The following is an 18,869-nucleotide window of genomic DNA, read 5'->3' as shown; positions in this document are numbered from 1 at the left end:
ATGAATATGAAGTACATTTATAATTACATAATAATATTAGTTCTTGCACTTACAGTAAGTGCATGCAATTATCTAGATGTTGTTCCTGACGATATAGCGACAATAGATCACGCTTTCTCAAATCGTTATAATGCAGAAAAGTATTTATCAACAATCTATCAGCAAGGGCCAAGATATGGCGATGCCACGTCCAATCCGGCTTTCATGGGTACTGGCGAATTTATTGTTAACGACCAAATTCGGCCCGATTGGATGGGGATGCAAGTGGCTTTAGGCTACTCTACCCCTACCGATCCGTATGCAAATTATTGGTCGGGAGGTGCAGCCTATACCCCTAGCTTATATAAAAATATAAACGATTGCAACACTTTCTTGAAAAATATTGAAAGCGTACCGGATTTAGATTCTCAGGAAAAAGCACGTTGGAGCGCTGAAGTAAAACTACATAAAGCGATGGATATATTCTTCCTGATGGAGATGTATGGTCCGGTTGTGTTATTAAAAGAAAATCCACCAGTTGGAGCATCTGGAGAAACAATTCGCGCGTATCGGGAAAAAATTGATGATTGCTTTGAATACATTCTTCAACTCACTGAAGAAGCATTGGGCGATTCGGAAGATAACAAACCCCTCCCCGATGTCATAACAACAACATCGACAGAATTGGGGAGATACACGCATCCCATCGCATCGATGTTTAAGGCGAGGGTATTAACAGCCTGGGCCAGTCCCCTCTATAATGGGAATACAGACTTCAATAATTTTTTAAACCATGAGGGTAAACCGTTCTTTAATCAGACACCTGATCCTTCTCGATGGGAAAAAGCAGCGGCAGCCTGTAAAAAAGCAATAGAGGCATGTGAAACGGCCGGAATTCGTTTATATCAACAATCCGATTACAAAACGCCTGTAGGACTTCCAGAACAGGTTAATCTGCTAAATACGTTACGATCGGTTTATACTGAACGCTGGAATGTGGAATTAATATGGGGATGTAGTTCAACGACAATATATCAGGGTGGCGCAATGCCTCGATATGCTGCCTCTTCCAGCCAGGCAACCAGAGGAATCTATTGCGTCCCCTTGGATATAGTAGATGAGTTTTATTCCAAAAACGGAGTGCCAATTAATGAAGATAAAATATATGATTATCAGGGACGTTTTAGCATTCGTAAAGGGGATAGTCAACATAAATATTATATTGATCAAACCGAACAAACCGTTTCGATGAATTTCGACAGAGAACCCCGGTTTTATTCTTGGCTGACTTTTGACAGGGCGGTTTGGTACGGGAATACACCGCAAACAAATTTTACTGTAAAGATGCGCTGGGGCGAACCTGCATCAAGTTCTCTTCAACCTAGGGATCTTCATGTAACAGGGTACTGGCCAAAGAAGTATGTCAATTTTGAATCCCAATTTAGAAATGCAGATACTTGGTATGAATATAAATACCCGGTTCCAATGATGCGTCTGGCTGATCTTTATCTCTTGTATGCAGAAACATTGAATGAAGTGAAATCTTCCCCCGATCAAGAAATTTATCAATACGTGGATATGGTTCGTAGGCGTGCCGGATTGGAGGGTGTCTTGGATAGCTGGAGGAAGTACTCTAATGAGCCTGACAAACCACTGACCAAAGCAGGTATGAGAGAAATTATACACCGCGAACGTAAAATTGAGTTATTTGCCGAAAGTTCATATTTTTGGGATTGTCGTCGTTGGAAAACAGCCGTGAAAAATTTAAATAATCGTAAGATAGAAGGGTTTAATACCAGTGCTACTGATATCAGGGAATATTATACAGTAGTTCCTTATTACACGCAATCTTTCACAGTAAATAATTATCTTCTGCCCATACCTGATTCTGATATTATCAATAATCCGAATTTGATACAAAATCCAGGTTGGTAATAAACAATTAATGGAAATGATAAATATGAAAAAAGTTTTTTATATCACTATCTTGTTATCGGTTGTCTTCTCCTGCAGTGAGAAAAATTTGGAACCGATAAATGAAAAAACCGGTAAGCCGGACAAGGTGACTGTCATGGAAACGACACCCATAGCAGGGGGGGTACGAATTACCTATGAAATTCCTAATTCAAATGATATATTAGGGGTTAAAGCAATTTACACTTTACAGAGTGGAAAACAAAGAGAAGTAGTTTCTTCTTATTATAAAACATCCTTGGAAATAAAAGGATATACCGATGAAAAGGTACATTCGGCAACATTGTATACGTTCAATCGCGCCCTTGAATTTTCAGATCCAGTTGAAGTAAGTTTCACTCCCCTAAAATCAGCCATCCAAAAAGTTGTAGAATCATTCGAATTCTTAAGCGATTTTGGAGGAGTAGGGTTTAGGTGGAAAAATGAAGACAAAGAGATCTTGAATTTCGAGTTTCTAGGAGAAAACGACAAAGGCGAGTTACAGACAGTAGAGATAATTTCGTCTCAATTAGCCGACGGGAGTGGCGCTCTTCGCGGATACGATACAAATCCATATCGTTTTGGGGCCATTGTCAGCGACAGATACGAGAATTACTCTGATACGCTATACCCAAAAGAAGGTGTAATTACTCCACTTTTTGAAGAACAGTTAGATCGTTCTAAAATTGAAATACTAAATAACAACACCTTACCGCAAGGCGCTGCTCTTATTTACCCTTATGAAAATGACGTAAGATGGGATTACCCGGGGTGGGCGTCAGGTAATAGCGCTTACAGCATGTTTGACGGGAGCCGAGACACCTGGAGCCATACATACATAGCAACGGTTCCCGGAGCAGCGTTTACAATTGACTTGCATCGTCTGATGAAGTTAAGTCGCATTCATACGTTCCAACGAGATTATAATTACGCTCCACGTGTTTATAATCAGGGAAATATTGAATTATTTGAAGTATGGGGTGCGCAAGATCAACCGATTATGAATGGAAAATGGGAAGAGGCCGGATGGATAAAAATTGGAGATTTTAAAACCATAAAGCCTTCCGGTTCACCATTAGGCACTGTAACAGATGAAGACTTTACGGTAGCCGCTAAAGGACATGATTTTACAATTGACATAACTTCACCCGCAGTGCGTTATATACGGGTAAAAGTTAACAGGACATTTGGAAATGTTTCGAACTGCTATTTTGCAGAAGTAAGTTTTTTCGGTGAAATTATAGATTAACAATACAAAAGATGAAAAAGATAAACAGCAATCTATACATTATTATATTGTCTTTTTTTGCATTTTTCTCATGTGAAGATATGATGGATTATCATAAAGACTATACAAAAGGAGGAGAAATTGTATATGCACCGAAAGTAGATTCGGTTATTTTCTCATCTGGAAAACGTAGAATTCAATTTCAATATTGGTTGTACGATTCGCCTAGTGTACGATCAATTAATGTATATTGGAATAATGGAAAAGATTCATTGGAAATTCCAATTGAAAGAGCAACAATAAAAGAGAGTCACATTTTATGTGATTCGGGAAAAGTAATGATTGATAATTTACAGGAAGGGTCTTATTCTTTCCACGTGAAGACAATAGATTCATCCGATAATTATTCTCTGAAAGTCGAAGGTTTTGCAAATTCATATGGCGCTAATTTTGAAAATGGGCTCTCAAATCGCAGGGTAAAATCAGTTTCACAATACGCCATAAACGAGAACGCAACCATCGATTGGTATGCAGCATCAGAAGAGATGATCGGGGTAGAAGTTAAATACACGAAGAAGGATAATCAAGAAGCAATTGTATCGCTATCGGCATCTTCCACGTCCATGGCTTGTCCAGATGCAAAAACAGATTCACCTTTCGAATACCGTACATTTTTCTTACCTGAACCAACCGCGATAGATACTTTCGCTACAGATTGGTCGTTCAATAAAACAAAATTTCCTTTCGACAGAAGTAACTGGGAAGTCATAGGGGTTTCCGATGAACAAGTTTCGGATGGAGGCGGTGTTAAAACAATTATTGATGGGATCATTCATGCACAAGGAATACCATCTAATTTTTGGCATTCTCGATGGTCTCCAGTCGCACCTCTTCCTCACTGGGCAGTAATAGACATGAAGTCACCGAAAAAAATTGCGATGATTGAAACCTTTCGCCGTTGGAGTAACAACTCGACACGTTCAGTGGAATATTACGTTGGAAATGAATATATCCCCGGAGACATGAATGTTGATTTTAATAAATGGACAAAAATAACCGAAGGAATTTTTGACTCGAATGCATCAAACAATAGATTGGTCTTGGAGGTTTCTGATGGATTGAATGTTGCCGGACGCTATCTGCTTATCTATTTAAGAGATTCGAATAATGCGCAGAACACACAAATTTCAGAGATATTTGTGTGCGGGCGAAGTAATGAATGATTTGATATTCATTGGTGGTGACACAATTGATCTATCAATAAATCCCTATAGAAATCAAGTGAACATGTTATCCAAATCTATATTTTAGATTCGGATAACATGTTACCAAAATTATCCGCGAAATTAAATATAGACAAGATGACTCTAAAAAAATTTATCTTCCTTTCAATCTTTATTATTAATATTCAACTTATATTTTGTATTGATAAAAATACCTATTACGCGAGATTCGATGATGATACTTTATTTATTGGAAATAATTTGATCGAGCGAAAATTCCTCTGGAATAATGGGAATCTTAAAACTATCTCTATCAAAGATAAAAAAAATTGCCATAGCTGGATCAATCAAAAACTATCTCCCGACTTTTTTATTCCCCAGCAAAATCAAGACGCAAAAAATGACAAATGGTTTGCTGAAGAGATAGAAACCGCTATTTTGCCCAGACATTTGGCTATAACTGTTGAATATACGCTTGATCACTTGCAGATTCGAAAGGTATACCGAATTTATTCTGATTGTCCCGTCATCGCTTGTGATATTTATTTAAGGGGAGAGGCAAAAGGAAAATGGGTCATTAAACAGAAAGATCCGGCGGAGTTGGATTATGTCGAATCCAGAAATATTCTCTCTCAATACAACGAAATTCCGATAATAGATCAAATTTCGTTAGAAGGAAAACATTGGTCTTTGAACACTGTTGAATTTCTGGACAGGTCTGATTTCAATAACACAATGGTTAAACCCTATTCGGGTACATCCTATACCGAAAATACTTACCGGGGAAATCTACTTTTTTGTGAAAATATGGAATCTGACGATGGTCTCTTCTTCTTGAAAGAGGCTCCGTGTTCTGGTGTACAACTGGCCTATCCGGGAGCTGATTTTGTTACCAACTTCGGACATGTAAGGATGATTGGACTCGGCGTTACGCCTGAAGATTTGAATGTGGATGAATGGACAAAGGCCTACAGTGCTGTTGTCGGGGTTTATTCCGGCGGAGAAATCCAACGTTTGACTGCATTGCAAAAGTATCAGAAAAATTTTCGCAAGCTCCTTCCTGAAAGGGATGAAATGATAGTGATGAATACTTGGGGGGACAGAGGAAGCATCAGCAGATTGACAGAAAATTTTTGCAAAAAGCAAATTGAAGCGTGTGCCCGGCTGGGTATAACCCATTTTCAATTGGATTATGGCTGGCAGGAAGGGAGCGATGAAGGGACCTATCAGCACGTTTATAAAAAGAATCCTGATTTCTGGACTCCCAACAAGCAGTTGTTTCCTAACGGACTATCCCCCGTCATTGAGAAAGGGAAAGAACTTGGCGTGGATGTCTGCCTCTATTTAAACCCGTCGCTTTCCAATGATAATGAAGATTGGGAAAAAGACGCCGATGCCATTATCAAAATGTATCGGGATTACGGGGTAAGAATGTTTAAAATTGATGGTCAGAAGATGCCCAACAAGTTGGCAGAAAGAAGAACCCGCATGATGTACGATAAAGTGATGCGTGAAACTGACGAAAATGTCTTCTTTAACATAGATATTACAGCCGGAGTCAGGGGCGGTTATTTTATGTTTACGGAATATGGAAACTTGTTCTTAGAAAACAGATACACTGAGTGGGGTAATTACTATCCATATAAAACCCTTAGAAATCTCTGGATGTTGTCAAGGTACATACCTGCAGAAAAATTACTTATTGAGTTTCCCAACAAGTGGAAAAATAAAGACAAATACCCTGAAAACGATCCGTTTGCCCCGATAAATTATTCATTCGAATACCTGTTTGCCACAACCATGGCCGCACAACCTCTCGTCTGGATGGATGTGGCGGATCTTCCTGCAGGAGCATTTACAAATCAACAGCTGATAAAAAAATACCGGACCATTCAACACGATTTTCACCAAGGTGTGATTTTACCGATCGGGGATGAACCTTCCGGAAAATCTTGGACAGGTTTTCAATCTATACGGGACGATCAGGGATATTTGCTGATTTTCAGGGAAATGTCACCGAACGCTAGTGCGAAGATTAAGACATGGCTTCCTGCAGGCCGGGTCGTTAATTTGACGCCTATAGCCGGAGATGGAGACCGAATAAAACAGCAGGTATCCGATACGGGATCCGTTACACTACATCTTCCTAAAATGAACAGTTTTGCATTGTATAAATACTCCACTTATTAATTTAGAAGGCTTGTTATTAATGAAATATATTGTTTTTATCAGTTTTTTCCTCAGTTCTTTTATAATGGTATCTGTTGGACAGAACAGCGAGCTTATCCATATAGAAACGGAACGCCTCAGTCTGATATTTACGTCTCAGCTGGGTGAAAAAGCTATTTTCCAGTATTTTGGAGATAAGCTGTCGACAACTCCCTTGCAGATCTCCAAAGAGAGATTTAAAATGAACCAGGATATAAAGGAGAGTACAGCTCCGGAGATCTTTCCGGCGTACGGGAGGAGATTATATATGGAGCCTGCGATCCGTCTGGTTCATCAGGATGGGGTATTGACCACGGATCTCGTCTATGATTCTCACCATACAAAAGATATCGATGATAATGTGACTGAAACCGTTATTCGGCTAAAGGACAAAATCTATCCTGTCTGGGTTGATCTTCAGTTTAAGGCATACCGGAAGGAGAATGTGATTAGTCAGAGCGTTTGTGTAAGTCATAATGAGAGTAAGCCGGTAATGATAGAGGAATTGGCTTCTTCATATTTACCGCTGACAGCGCAGTCCTATTACTTAACTCATTTTTCCGGTACTTGGGCAAACGAGATGCAACTGATTGAAGAAAAGCTGACGCCCGGAATAAAAAAAGTTGAGTCGAAGAAAGGTGTCCGTACCACTCAGTCGGAAAGCCCATCCTTTTTGTTATCATTAAATAATCCTGTGCAAGAAAACAGTGGCGAAATATACGCCGGATCGCTGGCATGGTCGGGCAATTACAAACTTTCGTTTGAATTTGATGAATTCGGCAGGCTCCATGTCCTATCAGGTATGAATCCTTTTGCGTCATCCTATAAACTCAAAGCCGGGGAATCTTTTCAAACTCCGGAGAATATAATGACTTACAGTTCATCCGGAATGGGAGAGATATCCCGCAATTATCACAACTGGAGTCGTAAATATGCGCTGGCTCACGGTGGTCAGTTACGTCCAGTGGTTCTTAACAGCTGGGAAGGCGCCTATTTTTCGTTCAACGAGCAGACCATTATGGAAATGATTGATCATGCGGCAGAATTTGGCGTGGAAATGTTTGTAATGGATGATGGTTGGTTTGGCAATAAATATCCCCGTAACAATGATCGTGAGGGATTGGGAGATTGGCAGGTCAACAGAAAAAAAATACCGGGAGGAATTGATTTTCTTGCCCGATATGCTGTAAACAAAGGCCTCCGATTTGGAATATGGATAGAACCTGAGATGGTCAATCCTAAAAGCGAACTGGCCGAAAAGCATCCTGAATGGATCGTGAAAAGCGGGGACAGGGAAATGCTGACTATTCGTAATCAATGGTTATTGGATCTCAGTAACCCGAAAGTGCAGGATTTTGTAGTGAAAACATTCAATGATGTTTTATCGTTGTCGGAACATATCAGTTATATTAAATGGGATGCCAACAGACATGTCGACAATGTCGGTTCCGATTACCTGGGAGCTGAAGAGCAAACCCATTTCTGGATAGAATATACGAGAGGGTTGTATAAAGTCTATGAACGGATTAGGGAATCACACCCGGATGTGATGATTCAACTTTGCTCATCTGGAGGAGGACGTTTGGATTTCGGCGCGTTGCGGTTTCATGATGAATTTTGGGCAAGTGATAATACCAATCCGTTGAATCGCCTTTTTATTCAGTACAGTACTAGTCTCTTCTTTCCTGCAATGGCAACGGCGTCGCATGTTTCAACGAGCCCTAATCATCAAACGGGGATGGTAACACCTTTGAAATTCAGATTCGATGTCGCGATGTCACAACGCTTGGGACTAGAATTACAGTTGAAGGATATAGCCGGTGACGATAAAGTTTTTGTAACGGAAGCTATCCGTACATACAAGAAAATTAGACCGATCGTTCAGTTTGGAGATTTGTATCGGTTACTTTCCCCCAATAATGAAGGCGGATGGTCGGCATCGCTCTACGTTGACAGGAAACAGTCCCACGCCGTTTTATTCGCGTACAGCCTGGAGTTCCACAGTAGGACAGAATACTTTGAATGTAAATTAAAGGGGTTAGATCCGAATAAAAGGTACAGACTGGAAGAATTGAATACTAGAAACAATCGTAAGAGTTTCTGGGCGGATGGAAAAACATTTACCGGAGAAGAGTTGATGAAAATTGGGATAAATCTTCAAATTGAAGCCATATTTGATAGTTCAGTCATATTGCTTAGTGAAATATAAATAATACAAGATTTATGAGTACTCGTCGTGATTTTATTAAAAAGACCGTGTTGAGCGGGGTTGCGCTAGGAGCTTTGGGATTACCCGGTTATGCAGGGAATTCATCAGAAACAGCGAAGAAAGGATTGAAAATACCCAGACGAAAAGGTAAATCGGTGATGGGCTTGCGTTGTGAACCTCTCCCTGTGGTGAGAATTGCCGTGATTGGCTTAGGAAGGGGTAATAGTGCGGTTTACCGTCTGGCCAGAATTAAGGGCACACAGATTGTCGCTATCGATGATTTAGTACCTGAAAGAATTGCATCGGCGCAAGAAAATCTTAGGGATGCCGGACGTCCGGAGGCAATTGTCTATTCCAAAGAGGAAGACTGGAAGAAAATATGTGAGCGTGATGATATTGATTTAATTTACAATGCAACGCCTTGGAATCTGCATGTTCCAATCGCCTTGTACGCGATGAAACATGGGAAACATGTTACCATCGAAGTTCCCGCGGCAATGACGATAGACGACTGTTGGGCACTGGTAGATATGGCTGAACAGGCGCAACGCCATTGCATGATGCTGGAAAATTGTTGTTACGACTTTTTTGAATTGACTACGTTGAACATGGCCCGTAAAGGTCTATTCGGAGAAGTATTTCACGGTGAATGCGCTTATATCCATGATTTGAGATGCCAGTTGGACAGAAGCGACAGCTACCATAATACCTGGAGAGTGGATCATTACACCAGGCATACGGGGAATCCCTATCCCACTCATGGACTGGGACCGATTGCACAAATGATGGGTATTAACAGAGGCGATCGCTTTGATTATCTTACGTCAATGTCTTCAAATCATCACGGATTGACGCTCTATGCGGAAAACAAATACGGTAAAGATTCTTCGGAAGCGAAAACTGTCTATAAGTTGGGCGACATGAACTGTACAACTGTCAAAACAGTCAATGGAAATACAATCCTAATCGAACATAACGTGACGAGTCCGGCTCCGTATGACCGTCTTCATAAACTTTATGGGACAAAAGGATATGCGGTAAAATATCCGGAACAAAAGATAGCCCTGGAGCCCGACCCGCATGAATTTTTAAGTGATGAGGATTTTAATGCTATCATGAAAAAGTATGAACATCCATTATCGAGGTATATAGGTGAACAGGCCAAAAAGGTCGGAGGGCACGGAGGAATGGATTATATTATGGATTGGAGACTGATTTATTGTTTGAGAAATGGCTTACCCTTGGATCAGGATGTCTATGATGCGGCAGCATGGTCCTCCATTGTGGAGTTAAGTGAAAGATCGGTTCTAGACAGAAGTAATTCGGTAGAAGTTCCGGATTTTACGAGAGGAGAATGGAAGGATGCAAAGCCATGGCCTATTATAGATATGGATAGGGTTTTATAGGTGACTGATGGTTTCGGATAATAGAAAAGAGAAAAAATAAATATTGTCGTATGAAAGAGAACAGGAGAGACTTTTTAAAGCAAATTGCAATCGGAGGCATCGGTTTGACGGTCGCCCCCGGCCTTAAGGCCAACGAAATGGTTTCGAACGAAATTAAAACTATTTCCGGTTACAAGACAAAAAGCAATCAATATAATAATATGTGCGGCTACCGGGCTCCAATACTTAAAACTGTTCGCACCGGCTTTGTAGGAGTCGGTAACAGAGGATATTCCAATCTTAATCAGATGACGTTTTTGGACGGGGTGGAGATAAAAGCTATTTGTGATATTGCTCAGTTTCGTATTGATGAGGCACAGCAGTTATTGCAAAAGAGAGGATTACCTACAGCCGGGGTTTATACCGGAAGCAATGATGCCTGGCGGGGTTTATGTGAGAATCCCGATATAGATCTGATCAGTATTGCGGTGCCGAGAGGTCCGCTTCACGCCAGAATATCCGTTTATGCGATGGAATGCGGAAAGCATGTGGCTGTTGAGGTACCGGCCGTCGCAACGGTGGATGAAGCGTGGAATATCGTGGAAACATCAGAAAACACGATGAAACATTGTTATATGATGGAGAATTGCTGTTACGATTTCTTCGAATTATTGACATTGAATATGGCACGTCAGGGCTTTTTCGGCGATATCATACACGGCGATGCTGCTTATCTGCACTTTCAAAAGATCTATGAAAAGACGAGGGATAATGATATGTGGAGACTCGAAGAGAGTCAGTATCATGACGGGAATATCTACCCTACCCATGGATTAGGCCCGGTTTGTCAGATCATGAATATAAATCGTGGGGATAAATTGAGCCATATGGTTTCTATGTCGTCAGATGATTTTATGTTGGGCAAAAATGTAGCAGAGTTGGCTTCATCCGACCCGTTCTATCAAAAATTCAATACCGATTCCTACAGGGGTAATATAAATACTTCGATCATTCGTACTGAAAAGGGTCGTACTATCATGCTGCAGCATGACACTACAAGCCCCAGAGTTTATTCGCGGATACATGCCATCAGCGGAACCCGCGCTGCCGCCCAGAAATATCCGCTCCCGGCCAGAATCTCCGTCGGGGACGAGTGGTTGAACGAAGAAGAAATGAAAAAGGTAAATGAGCAATATATGCCGAAGATTGTGAAAAGGATCGGAGATATGGCGCAGGAGGTCGGAGGGCATGGAGGAATGGATTTTCTGATGACATGGAGGCTTATCGACTGTTTAAGAAACGGATTACCGATGGATATTGATGTGTACGACGCTGCTGCATGGAGTGTGATAACTTCGTTGAGTCAGTGGTCTTTATCTAATAATTCCAGGCCTATAGAAGTACCTGATTTTACAAGAGGGGCATGGCAGGGCAATCAACCGGTTGATATATCCTTATCGGAAGGTGGCAACACATCCGTAAAGAAAAGCATTAATTGAATTTTCCGAAACGTCAATGAAAGGCAATCAATTTATATTATACTTTCTTTTATTGGTATTCTTTTCTTTAAGTTGTAATGAAACGCCGGAAAAAGGAGTGAACCCGCCCCAAGTTGAAACGATAGGCGTCAAGGAAATTACCGATATATCTGCCACTTGTTTAGGAAAAATTACCGATGCCGGAAGTGGAACCATTCGAGATTATGGCATTGAAATTAAAAATGGTAATGGATATATAAAAATGTCCCATACAAATACTTCTGAAAGTGGATATGAAGTCCGTTTAAGTGAATTAGTCTCTGATCAGCTTTATTATTATCGCGCTTATGTCGATGATGGCGTTACCTATCACGGAATTGAAAAAAAATTCACGACTCTATCGCCAATCGCTTTTAAAGCAATAATTGATTACAGTAAAATTACCAGCACTTCCGTTGAAATTTCATTCAACTCAACAAGCCGGTTAAAAGAATGGGGAATACACTACAGTAAATCGGAAGTAACAGCTAAAGATCCAGTTAAAAAATCATCGGTTAATTCAACAATCTTAATTGATAATTTAGAACCGGCGACAACCTATAATCTGCTGCCTTACGTAAAAGATAAAAACAATCAGATTATCTATCTGGACAAGTTATACGTAACGACTACAGAACTTAAAGATGTTTGTAAAATCAACGGGAAATGGTATCGAGTAGATACACTCCAACAAAGACAAACTATTAGCCCGGGTTTATCCTACTATTCTATCGCAATAAAAGAATACCCCCTGAGAGTCTATGCATTAGAAATCGATTTGACAAACCCTTTCATCCGAGTAGAGACCTGCCTCGCGATGGACAATGCCATCGCAACCGAACGCCCAAATGCAATGGTAGAGCGGAAAAGATTACAAGGTTACGACGTCGTTGCGGCCACAAACGGGGATTTTTATTTTTATCAGGATCCTATTGAAATAGGCATTCCAAGAAGTGGGCAGTTCCATCATGGAGGGATGGTAACCAATCCGACCGGCCGGGCTTGTTTCATTTTAAGTGAAGATGGAATACCTTATATCGATAGGCCCATTTTTCAGGGGATCTTGAAGAAAGGAGAGTTTACCACAACAATACATACCGTAAATATGCTGAGATTAGAGGCTTACCCTAATCTTACCCCCAATTTGATGACACTTTATACACCTTCATTCGGTAAAACAACGGGAACTGTCGATGGTGGAACAAAGGTTGTAATACGACCTAAGGATAATGAAAGTTTCTTTTTTGAAGCTAATCGAGAAATCCGATGCAAGGTTGAAGACATTTATGACAACCCGGGGAAATCAATAATTCCTGAAAGATGTGCCGTTTTGCATGGCAGGGGGAGCTCCGCAGATTTTTTAAAAACGCTAAAAATGAATGAAGAAATCAATATTTATCTTGGAGTTACCCTAAAATCGAATCCAAATCTGACAATTAAAATTAAAGAGATGGTTGGAGGAAGCGATAATATTATTCTAAAGAACGGAGAACGAGCCGAAGGTGATGACCTATATAATCCAAGAACGGGAATTGGTTATTCTAAAGATAAAAGAAAAGCCTATTTAATGGTTGCCGACGGTAGGCAAACCTTTTCAAAAGGATGCACGATGAAAGATTTCGGTGAAATACTCTTGTCGGCCGGAGCTTGGTATGCCATTAATTTAGATGGAGGAGGATCATCGGTAATGGTAGTCCGAGATCAAGTGGTTAACAACCCATCGGATGGGAGTGTGAGAGCTGTAGGAAATGGAGTATTGGTTGTTCGTCAAGATAACAACTGAAATACCCCATATTCACTTTTCTTCTATTTCTCCAGTAGATTCCGACAAATTCTTAATTTTTCGGACGCATCATAAAAATCACGCATCTCACGCCCCGATATTTCTGCAATTCCCTGTGAAATTAGCCATTGCTGAATCGACATGACTTCATTTTCAAGTTGTTTCAATTCTTTGAGAGATACTTTCTTTCTCGTTTGATTTATGCTTTCATTTAATGCGGATACTTTCAAATCGTATTCACGCGCGTTGGCTTTGTCCAAAAGAATATCGGAATTTTCAAAATCAGCGCTCGCAAGTAAGTTGTGCTGGGGGTTTGTACTTTCAACAAGACTAAAATCATCAAACCAGGCAGTACCCTCAGGCTGATGTAGCTCCACTAGGACCATTGCTGTTTTTACCGCTTTTTTAGGAATAACGGTAATCTTCCCTTCTTCCCAATCATGTGTCCCGGGAGAGAAGGTGAAAGTATGAACTTCTGGCCAGTTCCCATCTTGATAATCCAGATATAAATGCATTGCATAATAATACCCTAACCGTTCACCAAAATGATCTCTTCGGTTCTCGTCAGTGATCTGCTTTAAATCTGACCTCTTAACGTTCACAGATTTACTATAAGCCGTAAGCGTCAGAGGTTCCGGTTTCGACTGGTTCAGCGTAACAAACTGGGCGGCACCCTGTCGGTTATGGTAAGGCCATTGATTATTATACATCGAATAGGTATTTCCGTCGGTTCGTAGACTGCCGCGTCCAGACCTTTTTGTCTTTAAATCGATGAGATAACCCTGACAAAACGGGGTCCATGGTTTCATTGGCTTATCGAAATCTGCCCTTAATAAATTAGGGGATGGCAGAGTCATTTTCTTTTGAGTATATCCAATTCCTAGTTTTTCATCCATTTCACGTTGTAACAACTGCACTTTAAATAGATTTGAAATACGTGAGAGGATTTTTTCAACAATTACCTCTTTTTTCCCAAATTGAATGAGAGAAGGACCGGATGGCGTCTCGAATCGGATCTTTCTTCCATCTCTTTGATATTTCAATGGCTTTTCCGAAAATTCATCAAAAACAAGTAAGCCGGATGTCTCCGCATCTAAACTATCAAGACGGCATTCAACGGTCTCCGGCCTATTAGAATTGACATAAAAATAAATTCCTTTCTCAACATCATCGCCATATCTTTTAACACTTCCATCTAGCGCCAAAGTTCCGTTAAAAATATCATTATCTTCCGGTTCAATCAACCCCGGCTCAATAACTCTTCCGGTTGCATCAACACGATTCTGACGACTCTTATTAGATGACTCGGCGCGACGCTCTGTCTTGTTGTTTAGAAGATAAGCATACGCATTATCTTGTGGTCCCGCGCTAAACATAGATCGGGTTAGTGGCAAGATTTTACGCAGAACCCATCGTTGATGGTCATAAATATCCGGTCGGGAAGAAAAAAATGAATAGTGTGTCCCGGCCGCCCTGACTCTTCCGTCTGTATATCCGAAATATACAATACCATTAAAGTGTTTCGCTTTCAGGTATTTTTCCAGTTCTCCGGCTGACAATTGACGGGTAAGTAATTCCGCCTGAACTCCTTTAAAACCATCCGCCTGCATATTATGCATCCTTTGTTGTGAGAATTGAAAACCCTCATTCGCGAAGAGATCGACATAGCGGTATAAATGACTTGGCCCTCCATTGGTGAAAATACCAAATCCCGCAGGATGCAAACTGTTTTGAAGATACTCCAGAAAGGTCTCGGGAACTTTTCCGGCATTGTCAAGCGCCATTCCCCCATATTTATTCCCGTTTTTCGTTAATCTTTCCAGTTTGCTGGATACTACAGCTTTCACCAAAGGATTAATCGACGACAGATCCATTTCACCATAGACATCCCCATACGCCCCATCTGAAATATACTTCACTTTAGCGTACTTCGAAAGTCCCGGCACTCCGTATTGTAATTCAGCATATTTGTCAAATGCTATTACGGCCGCTTTCTCTTTGTCTTCTATATGACTGAAATCATATCGTCCTTCTGGATCTTTAATCGATATCTCGACCACAGAATTCCAATAGTCGAAGACGGCTATGTCCAACATCGACGTACGTTTTGCGTCTTCTCCTCCCCACACTATTTCAACGCCAAGTTCGGTTATATCTGGTATATTGAGTGTAGGTTGACCAAAAGCAACACCTACACCGCCGCGCCAGCCAGAGTATTTATAATCTATTGGGAATAGGCCAATCTCCTTATCGATTTGATTGACCACCGGGAATTTTTCTGTTTTTGGAATCTCGCTTGTCCCATCAAGACCGAAATTCAATAAAAGTAATAGAAATATAGTTTGAGCCATCATAAGCCTGTATACATTTTATTGTGTTAAAAAAAGTTGAAAATCGTAGAATAAACATATCGTTTCTGTTCAATATTAGACGTAAAAAACGATATCAAAAGCAATAAAAAATAACACTCTATTATTTACTTAACTTAAATCAAGTATATACGCTGGTAATTAGAATGTTATAGTCAAGTTTACAATTCGTTTAATTCCTGTTAAAAAGTTCATCAATTGCCCTCATTATAACGCCTTCCGCATTCTCCGTAACAGGGCTTGAAAGAATTTCATATCCGCCTTCCCGGTACGCATTCCTGGTCCCAATATAAAATGGGCCATAATCGCCATACGCGGCCATCGCCACGAATCTATCAGGAGCTTTTGCTTTGGCGGCCAACTGATACTCTACGAAGAGTTCGCCGGGCATGAAAAAAATTCTCGCATCATTAATTCCCAAACAAGCAAAACCAATTGCTTTCCGCTGCAAAGTCCGTTTATACCAACCCAACCTGCCTAAATTATTGGCCAAATAAATGCCGTCTTTCGTGGCCATTTCCTTTTCGATATCGGCTGTTTTAGGATTGGATGGCAACAAAACGGGCGTAACAGACCAGGTAACATTACCGCTATTTACGGAATATCTCTGCGTATTTTCCCATGCGCGTTTCATGCCGTCGGCAAGCCTTTTTGCGAGAATAAACCGAGTCTCACGGCTACCGTCATTGTATTTTCCCGCGGCAATATTCCCGCCTGCGCCATTAAAATGAACATGCAACGCATCGGGAACTTCCAACTGACGAAGATACCGGGCAATCCCGGGAAAATCAGGATTTGCAATGCCCGTACGGTAATAGCTCTGCGGATGGGTGGCATAAAAACTTAAAACAGCGAGCGGGATATTTTTATTCCAAAAGCTGAGTAACGACACATCGGGATCAACTACCCCTTCCGACATATTCCTTAGCCGGGGGTCAGAACAAGAAGATCCACGCATCACGCCCATCTTCCCATTAATTGTATCGACTCTCCTGTTGGAAGCAACCTGAAAAACCGGAGCTTTCCCTAATCCGATATGCGTAACATCCTGCAATTTCAGTAACGAATTAGCAATCGACTTTTGTAGCCTTTTTATAAGAACTCGGGCGAAGGTGCCATCGAAACAACCGATAGGCAAATTCTTCTCTTTTAATAAACGTTCGGCTGTAAAATCGCAAATAGGCGCATCGTGCTGATGTACGGTATGCACAGCCACTCGGTCGGAAGCCGTGGCTGCCGCCTCAGCGATGGCCTGTTTAAAGACATCTTGAGATTCGTTTGAAATACCTATCCAATCGACAGCGCATAAAACTATAGGGAGGCCGGCCCCGGTTATGACTACGCCTCTCGCTCTCAGCCCTAATTCAGAGGAATTGATCATTGGGTCGTAAGTCAAAAGGCTACTCACGGGCGGCGTGGCATCAACATCGAATACGCCCAATTTTAGAGAATCGCCATTTTTATTATCGATATAGCGGTAGATGTTTCCAAACGGGACGGCTGCAGCAGTTGCAGCAGCAATCCCGCCGGTTACGGTCGTCAAAAACGATCTTCTTGATACATTTTTTAATAGCATTTGGCTTACTGTTATGAGTAGTTTGACCCTTTCTAGGAAATCAGATGGAGTTTATCCCTGTTTTCATATACTTTCATGATAGCATTGATCACATCTTCCATGTCTTTCTCATTCGCGAGCAAGGGGCCTGACGCCCAAAGCATGACCATATTATCGCAAACCCAATCACAAGCCGGGAGGAATAAGTCGCTCTTGAACTGTTGTAACCTCTCAGCGGAGTACATGGTCTTATATTCTCTTCTTGAAAGAATATTATCCGTCCATGGTTCGCGATGCAGGCCGTTTTTAATATACGGACTGAGCTCAATTCCCTCAGCGGCTATTGCTTTCAAAAAAACATTCCGGTGAACATTATTCCAATACTCTTTGTGGAAAGCCATTGTATATAGGTAATATGATCCTTTATCGGTTTTATGATACATTTTTTGAGGGACCAAACCTTTAAAATCTTTCAACTTAGAGGTCAGGAAAGCAGCGTTACGGCTACGTGTTTCAAATTGCTCCTGAGCATGCTTTAACTGTTCTAAAAGAATAGTAGCTTCAAACTGGTTCATTCTGTATTTTGGCCCGATGGTAACGGAACGACCCTCTTTATTCGTGCCATGATTCATCACCGTATAACAGTCATTAAGCAATTTCTCATTATTGCTAATAATGCCGCCACCCTCTCCGCAGCAAATTGTTTTACTGGTTTGAAAACTGAAACATCCGGCATCCCCTAAAGAACCTAATTTTTGACCTCTGTGCTCAGCAAGATGTGCCTGACAAGCGTCTTCGATAACTTTAAGATTATGTTTCTTTGCAATAGATAAAATACTGTCCAGATCGCACGGCTGTCCCATCATGTGTACCGGCATGATAGCCACCGTATTTTTATTGATTTTCTTTTCTACTTCCTTAGGATCCAATTGGAACGATTCTTTATCCAAATCGACCATCACGGGGAGAGCACGTGCGCTGATAATTGCGGAAATGGTGCCCATATCGGTGTAGGGAGTAGTAATTATTTCATCACCCGGCCCAAATCCCATGGCTTCGACAACCGTATGCAACGCCTGGGTTCCAGAGCCGGTGGTCACGCACCCCTTCACTCCCAAAAGCTGAGCGTATCTTTTCTCAAAAGTTGGAACAGCTCCGTTTAGGTTATCGTCTATTCTGTTCCATCTACCGCTTCTGACTGTTTTCGAAAGGCTTTCAACTATTTGTTCATCCACATATGGCCATTTGGGCCAAACCTTATTATTCACAACCGGTTCTCCTCCAAGTGCCGCTAATTTGGAAATATCACTCTTTAGATAAATATTCGTAGAAATACTTTCCAACGGTTTCACAACATTTGAACTCGCCATCGCAGCTGCACCAGCTGATACGGTTGTCAGAAATGCTCTTCTGCTAACTTTTTTTGTTTTCATAATGTTTTTCCATTTAAAATCCAAATA

Annotated in this window: 11 protein-coding genes; 8 read left to right on the top strand and 3 right to left on the bottom strand. The window is 41.1% G+C overall.

Going from position 1 to position 18,869, the window contains the following annotated elements; translation table 11 throughout:
* The first annotated feature begins 6 nt into the window (after positions 1–6).
* From B3B27_RS06300 to B3B27_RS06265, 8 genes are all read left to right on the top strand, one after another.
* Positions 7–1,914 (top strand): RagB/SusD family nutrient uptake outer membrane protein, encoded by a 1,908-nt coding sequence (locus B3B27_RS06300; protein ID WP_286847133.1) that lies wholly within the window; start codon positions 7–9, stop codon positions 1,912–1,914.
* A 25-nt stretch (positions 1,915–1,939) separates the two neighbouring features.
* On the top strand, positions 1,940–3,181 hold the full coding sequence (locus B3B27_RS06295) for a DUF5000 domain-containing lipoprotein (RefSeq protein WP_286847132.1): 1,242 nt from the start codon (positions 1,940–1,942) through the stop codon (positions 3,179–3,181).
* 11 nt (positions 3,182–3,192) lie between these two features.
* A complete protein-coding gene (locus tag B3B27_RS06290; protein ID WP_286833971.1) occupies positions 3,193–4,383 on the top strand; it encodes a DUF4998 domain-containing protein in 1,191 nt (396 codons plus the stop codon).
* Between the two features lie 138 nt (positions 4,384–4,521).
* Positions 4,522–6,573, top strand: coding sequence for an alpha-galactosidase (locus B3B27_RS06285; protein ID WP_286833969.1), 2,052 nt, complete (start codon positions 4,522–4,524; stop codon positions 6,571–6,573).
* A 19-nt stretch (positions 6,574–6,592) separates the two neighbouring features.
* Positions 6,593–8,800: an alpha-galactosidase gene (locus B3B27_RS06280; protein ID WP_286833966.1), complete on the top strand. Its 2,208-nt coding sequence runs from the start codon at positions 6,593–6,595 to the stop codon at positions 8,798–8,800.
* Between the two features lie 14 nt (positions 8,801–8,814).
* Positions 8,815–10,206: a Gfo/Idh/MocA family protein gene (locus tag B3B27_RS06275; RefSeq protein ID WP_286833964.1), complete on the top strand. Its 1,392-nt coding sequence runs from the start codon at positions 8,815–8,817 to the stop codon at positions 10,204–10,206.
* 50 nt (positions 10,207–10,256) lie between these two features.
* Positions 10,257–11,684 (top strand): Gfo/Idh/MocA family protein, encoded by a 1,428-nt coding sequence (locus tag B3B27_RS06270; RefSeq protein WP_286845022.1) that lies wholly within the window; start codon positions 10,257–10,259, stop codon positions 11,682–11,684.
* A 16-nt stretch (positions 11,685–11,700) separates the two neighbouring features.
* Positions 11,701–13,485 (top strand): phosphodiester glycosidase family protein, encoded by a 1,785-nt coding sequence (locus B3B27_RS06265; protein ID WP_286833959.1) that lies wholly within the window; start codon positions 11,701–11,703, stop codon positions 13,483–13,485.
* 23 nt (positions 13,486–13,508) lie between these two features.
* Here B3B27_RS06265 and B3B27_RS06260 read toward each other — a convergent pair whose 3' ends face one another.
* From B3B27_RS06260 to B3B27_RS06250, 3 genes are all read right to left on the bottom strand, one after another.
* Complete coding sequence (locus B3B27_RS06260) at positions 13,509–15,839, bottom strand: hypothetical protein (RefSeq protein ID WP_286833957.1); 2,331 nt, start codon at positions 15,837–15,839, stop codon at positions 13,509–13,511.
* A gap of 187 nt (positions 15,840–16,026) precedes the next feature.
* Positions 16,027–17,430, bottom strand: a complete 1,404-nt coding sequence (locus B3B27_RS06255; protein WP_286833954.1) for a hypothetical protein — start codon at positions 17,428–17,430, stop codon at positions 16,027–16,029.
* Positions 17,431–17,462: 32 nt separating this feature from the next.
* Positions 17,463–18,842 (bottom strand): DegT/DnrJ/EryC1/StrS family aminotransferase, encoded by a 1,380-nt coding sequence (locus tag B3B27_RS06250; protein ID WP_286847131.1) that lies wholly within the window; start codon positions 18,840–18,842, stop codon positions 17,463–17,465.
* Positions 18,843–18,869: the final 27 nt, after the last annotated feature.

The organism is Proteiniphilum sp. UBA5463, from assembly GCF_002427225.1.
Classification (GTDB): domain Bacteria; phylum Bacteroidota; class Bacteroidia; order Bacteroidales; family Dysgonomonadaceae; genus Proteiniphilum; species Proteiniphilum propionicum.
Note: the sequence above shows the minus strand (reverse complement) of the source record. Positions and strands in the feature narration are given on the sequence as shown.